The sequence below is a fragment of the Pseudoalteromonas sp. TB25 genome, assembly GCF_000497995.1.
In the GTDB taxonomy this organism is placed as follows: domain Bacteria; phylum Pseudomonadota; class Gammaproteobacteria; order Enterobacterales; family Alteromonadaceae; genus Pseudoalteromonas; species Pseudoalteromonas distincta.
This window is the reverse complement of sequence record NZ_AUTI01000238.1, coordinates 1-4,100: the sequence shown is the minus strand read 5'-3', so window position 1 is coordinate 4,100 and position 4,100 is coordinate 1. Positions and strand designations below refer to the sequence as shown.

The 4,100-nt window shown below is 40.7% G+C and carries 5 protein-coding genes; 4 read left to right on the top strand and 1 reads right to left on the bottom strand.

The features are described 5' to 3' along the window. The 4 genes from L652_RS0107390 to L652_RS0107375 form a co-directional block, all read left to right on the top strand. On the top strand, positions 1 to 1,210 hold a 1,210-nt coding region (locus tag L652_RS0107390; RefSeq protein WP_216712751.1), incomplete at its 5' end, for a TIGR02391 family protein. An 83-nt stretch (positions 1,211 to 1,293) separates the two neighbouring features. Next, the gene (locus L652_RS0107385; RefSeq protein WP_024603380.1) at positions 1,294 to 1,818 is read left to right on the top strand and encodes a hypothetical protein; all 525 of its coding nucleotides are present in this window, start codon (positions 1,294 to 1,296) and stop codon (positions 1,816 to 1,818) included. Between the two features lie 117 nt (positions 1,819 to 1,935). After that, entirely contained in the window at positions 1,936 to 2,283 is a 348-nt protein-coding gene (locus L652_RS0107380) for a hypothetical protein (protein WP_024596405.1), read from the top strand. Between the two features lie 125 nt (positions 2,284 to 2,408). Further along, a complete protein-coding gene (locus L652_RS0107375; protein ID WP_024596404.1) occupies positions 2,409 to 2,882 on the top strand; it encodes a hypothetical protein in 474 nt (157 codons plus the stop codon). Positions 2,883 to 2,889: 7 nt separating this feature from the next. Here the strand turns inward: L652_RS0107375 and L652_RS0107370 are convergent. Further along, on the bottom strand, positions 2,890 to 4,100 hold a 1,211-nt coding region (locus L652_RS0107370), incomplete at its 5' end, for an IS66 family transposase (RefSeq protein WP_024596131.1).

Here is a 4,100-nt window from a genome sequence, read left to right as displayed (position 1 = left end):
GCCGCCGGTGAGCTTAGTCGTTAGGCTTCTCATTCCCCATCACATATATGGAAATAACATGTTTACGAAAAATAACTTTAACAAAGATAATTTCGATGACGGTTTGGTTGATGCTATTGGAAATAGAATTTCCAATTCAGAATACACAGATTCAATTCTGGCAGGAACAAAGTATTTGACTCAGGTCCTTAGAAATAAAGGAGCATGTGAAGGCGATGGCTCTCAACTTGTAGGTCAAGTTCTTGGCGGTGTAACACCAAAGTTCCCTATTAATAGTTTGCAAACTGTTTCAGAAAAGGATGAACAAAAAGGGCTGGAGCAATTATTAAGAGGTTATTATGTCGGAATAAGAAATCCCAGAACTCATGAAGTAACGGAGGATACAGAAGAGTTCTGTATTAGAATTATGGTTCTTATCGATACTTTTCTTTGTTACCTGAACCGAGAAATAGAAGACTTCGATATTAAAGCTATAGTCGACAGAATTTATGATCCTCATTTTGTCGCAAGTGAAGAATATGCTGAAACATTAATAGCGCAAGTTCCTGAAAATCGAATTATTGACGTTTTCATTTCGGCTTTCAATAGGCGAGATGAGGGGCGAATAAAAGATATTAAACTAGCTTTTAATTCAATGTATCAGCTAATGCCTCCGCAAGATGTTGATGCAGCAATACAAACTGTTGGGGCTGCGTTAAGAGGGGAGACAGATGCTGGTAATATTGCAAGCTTGTTTAGGCTTTTAAAGCCAATAGCATGGCAAAGTCTTCAGGCAGATGTAAAGCTGCGAATAGAAAACATGATTATAGAAAGTTGTTCTGAAGGACATTACGATTTATACAACGGTATTGATCGTGGTTCACTAGGTACATGGGGTAATACCTTCGGTAAATATTTCACACGAAGAGATGACCTTGCCGATGCCATAATCTCAAGGTTGGAAAATAGTTGGTATACACAAAACTACATCGCTAATTACTATATATACTCCCTACCTAGTATTGTTCAAGGGGAAGAAAAGCGAGAAAAACTAGCGGAAAACTTGGCGTACGCAGCTTTAAGTAATAATGCAAAGCATCTTCGTAGTAAGTTATTGGACGCATGTGAAAACTATCCAAATAAACTAAAAGAATTACTAAGAGTCTCCGTTCAAGAAAGACGAGATAATGATCAGAAGTATGCAGATAAGATTTTAGAAAAATTATCCTAGCTGTAAATCCTAACAAGGCGCTGCTACGGAAAATTTACTCGCTTGCGCTCCCAAATTTCCGCAGAGCGCGGCGTTAGGTTCCTATGAGATTACTCACGATTCTTGCTGTTGGATTTTTAGTGCTGGGGTGTTCTGACGAGTATAATCCTTTCAAAAACAGGGTAGAAAAAAGAGCAGAAGGCTTTTTGTCGAAACATCATAGTAGCTTAGAGCATTTGATTAAGTTGGCTGAGAAAGGAAAATTTGAGCTTGTTCAGTGGATAGATGAAGATGATGGTAAAAACCTGCCGGTAAATGTCGTTTCAATAAAAGGGACTAAAAAGAAAGTAGAAGTTTCTGATGGCCGACTTGACGAATTCATTTCATTCGCTAAAAGTAAAGGAATCAAATTAATTTGGTTTCAGTACTTTGATGGTGTTTGGTTTGTCATGAAGGCATTTTCTTATGAAGACAGCGGAAAGCGTCGAGAAGGCTATTTTTCTTTTGGTAATCCATCAAAAACAAGAATTTGCCATTTCGGCGAAGAAAATATGGGGTTCGCTATGCTTAACGAAAGCGAAAAGAATTGGTTTATGATCAAATGTAACATCCCTAAAACCGGAACCTAACAAGTTGCCAAAGTTCGCCGCAAAAAGCGCGGTTGGGACAAATACTCACTGGGCTTCGCCCAACAACGTTCGCATTTGCCCCTTGGCAAAGCGTTATAAGCCAAAGGAAGTTCGGTGATGAAATCGATAATTGGAAAACTTGATGTGTTAAGCGTGTTTGTAGCGTGGACACTTTTAATAGTTTTCTTTGTATCTCTGGCTTATGGGAAAATGTTTTCTGAACCTAACGCTAGTGCTAGTCATTTAGTTTATTTGTTTGGGGCATTCTTTTGCACAGTTTTAATTCATATTGTTTTGGCATTTTTTAACCGTTGCCCACATTGCGATAAATGTTTAACTGTTCAAGGTTTTAAAAAGCCTCATCCAGCATCAAGTGGTAGCTGGGATAAAGTTGTTTGGCGCTGGTTTTCTGGTTCAATTGTTTGTATCCATTGCGGGCAAAGAGTGGCAACTAATGGCTTATAACAAGTTGCTCAAGTTCGTTCGTAAACTCACTGGGACAATTAACAGTTGGCTTGGCGCTTCGCGCAAGTTTAGCCAACAGTCAATTGCCCCTTAGCAAAGCGTTAGTACCCTCAGAGACTCTGTTTATGAAATCAAAGTTAATTAGGACCGCTGAGAAAAACGGTTTTACCAAAGCGGGAAGTGATGGTGCTCAAGTGCGGTATCTCAAACCCATCAATAATGACTTTTCGTATGGATTTCTGATTGGCCGCACTGGTAAAGATGATATAACTGCTGTTCAATTCGGGCTAATTAACCACCCTATGTGGGAGTTGCAGCAAGAGGTTGAAGGCACTAAAGATCTAAATATATTATTCCTCTTGTTTACTTTACTCCTCAATCCGGTACATGAGGAAAGTGGAAAACCAAGAAGTCTCGATTCCGATACCGTATCAGAGCTAATGCAAACGAAAATAGACTTTTTTGACGCCAACTTGGCTCAAATAATAAAAGATACAGTCCGTTTCCTAACAGAGTTTCGTTATCCGCCCTTATTCGTAACTGAGGAGCACTTGCTTTTTGATGGGCTTGCCCACTATTACGGTGTAAACGTCCGGTGATCATCACCTAGATATTGATATTCCAAGGCAATAATTGTTCTATGTCTGGCTCAGGCTGACAAAGCTCATCGAGGCAATGCATGATGTAATCAAATGGCGTTAAGCCGTTGGATCTTGCAGTTTCGATGATGCTGTATAGGTGAGCGCTTGCTATTGCGCCGCGTGAGGTTTGGCTAAACATCCAGTTCTTACGGCCAATAACAAATGGTTTGATAGCGCGCTCGGCGCGGTTATTGTCGATATTAAGCTGACCATTTTCAAGGTAAACTATAAGTTTATGCCATTGATTAGCGAGATAGGTTGCTGCCTCTGCTAACTTGGTTTTCCCGACTAAACGTGGCTGGTTTTGCTCTAGCCATTTATGCAGTTTATCGATAATAGGTTTCGCTTGCTCTTGCCTTATTTCATGCTTTTGTTCTGGTGTTTTATCGTTGAGTTTTGATTCAATGCCGTACAGTTTTTGAATAAGACTCAAGACTACGTCGGCTTTGCCTGTCTTGTTTTTACCCTGCACGTGTTTTGCTTCTATAAATTTACGACGTGCATGGGCCCAGCAACCAACGAGTGTTGATTGCGTTTGTGCATACGCTTGATAACCATCAACCTGTAAATAGCCCGAATAGCCATCCAGATAATTAACCACACAGGAAGCTGCCCGACTGTTTTGATAGTCGTAAAGCACAATGTTTGGTATTGGGTTGTGTTTATTTATAGCCGATGGCGAATCCGTGCCGGTACAATATAGCCACATGTAACTTTTTACTTTGTCGGCGTTGACCACATTGACCGTCGTTTCATCGGCATGTATCGCAGGCTGTTTAAGTAACGCGTGTTTCAGTCGTTGTATCAGCGGTTCAAACAAGGTAGCGGATGCGAGTACCCAGTCACTCATGGTTTTACGGCTAAGCTCAATGCCGTATTGCTTGAACATCGACTCTTGTCTGTGCAGTGGCAGTGCATATTGATATTTGCTGGTGATGATTTGACTTAATAAACTGGACGTGGCCATGCCTTTGTTGATGGCCATGTTTGGCATCTTGGCTTGTTTAATACTGTTATTCGACCCTGACTTATCACATTCACGACACGCGTACTTTGGGCGAATATGCTCAATGACTTTTATCTTTGCGGGGACGAAGTCGAGCTTTTCGCTGACGTCTTCACCCATTTTATGCAACTCATTACCACAGCAGTTACACACCTTGTCTTCTTCGGCAA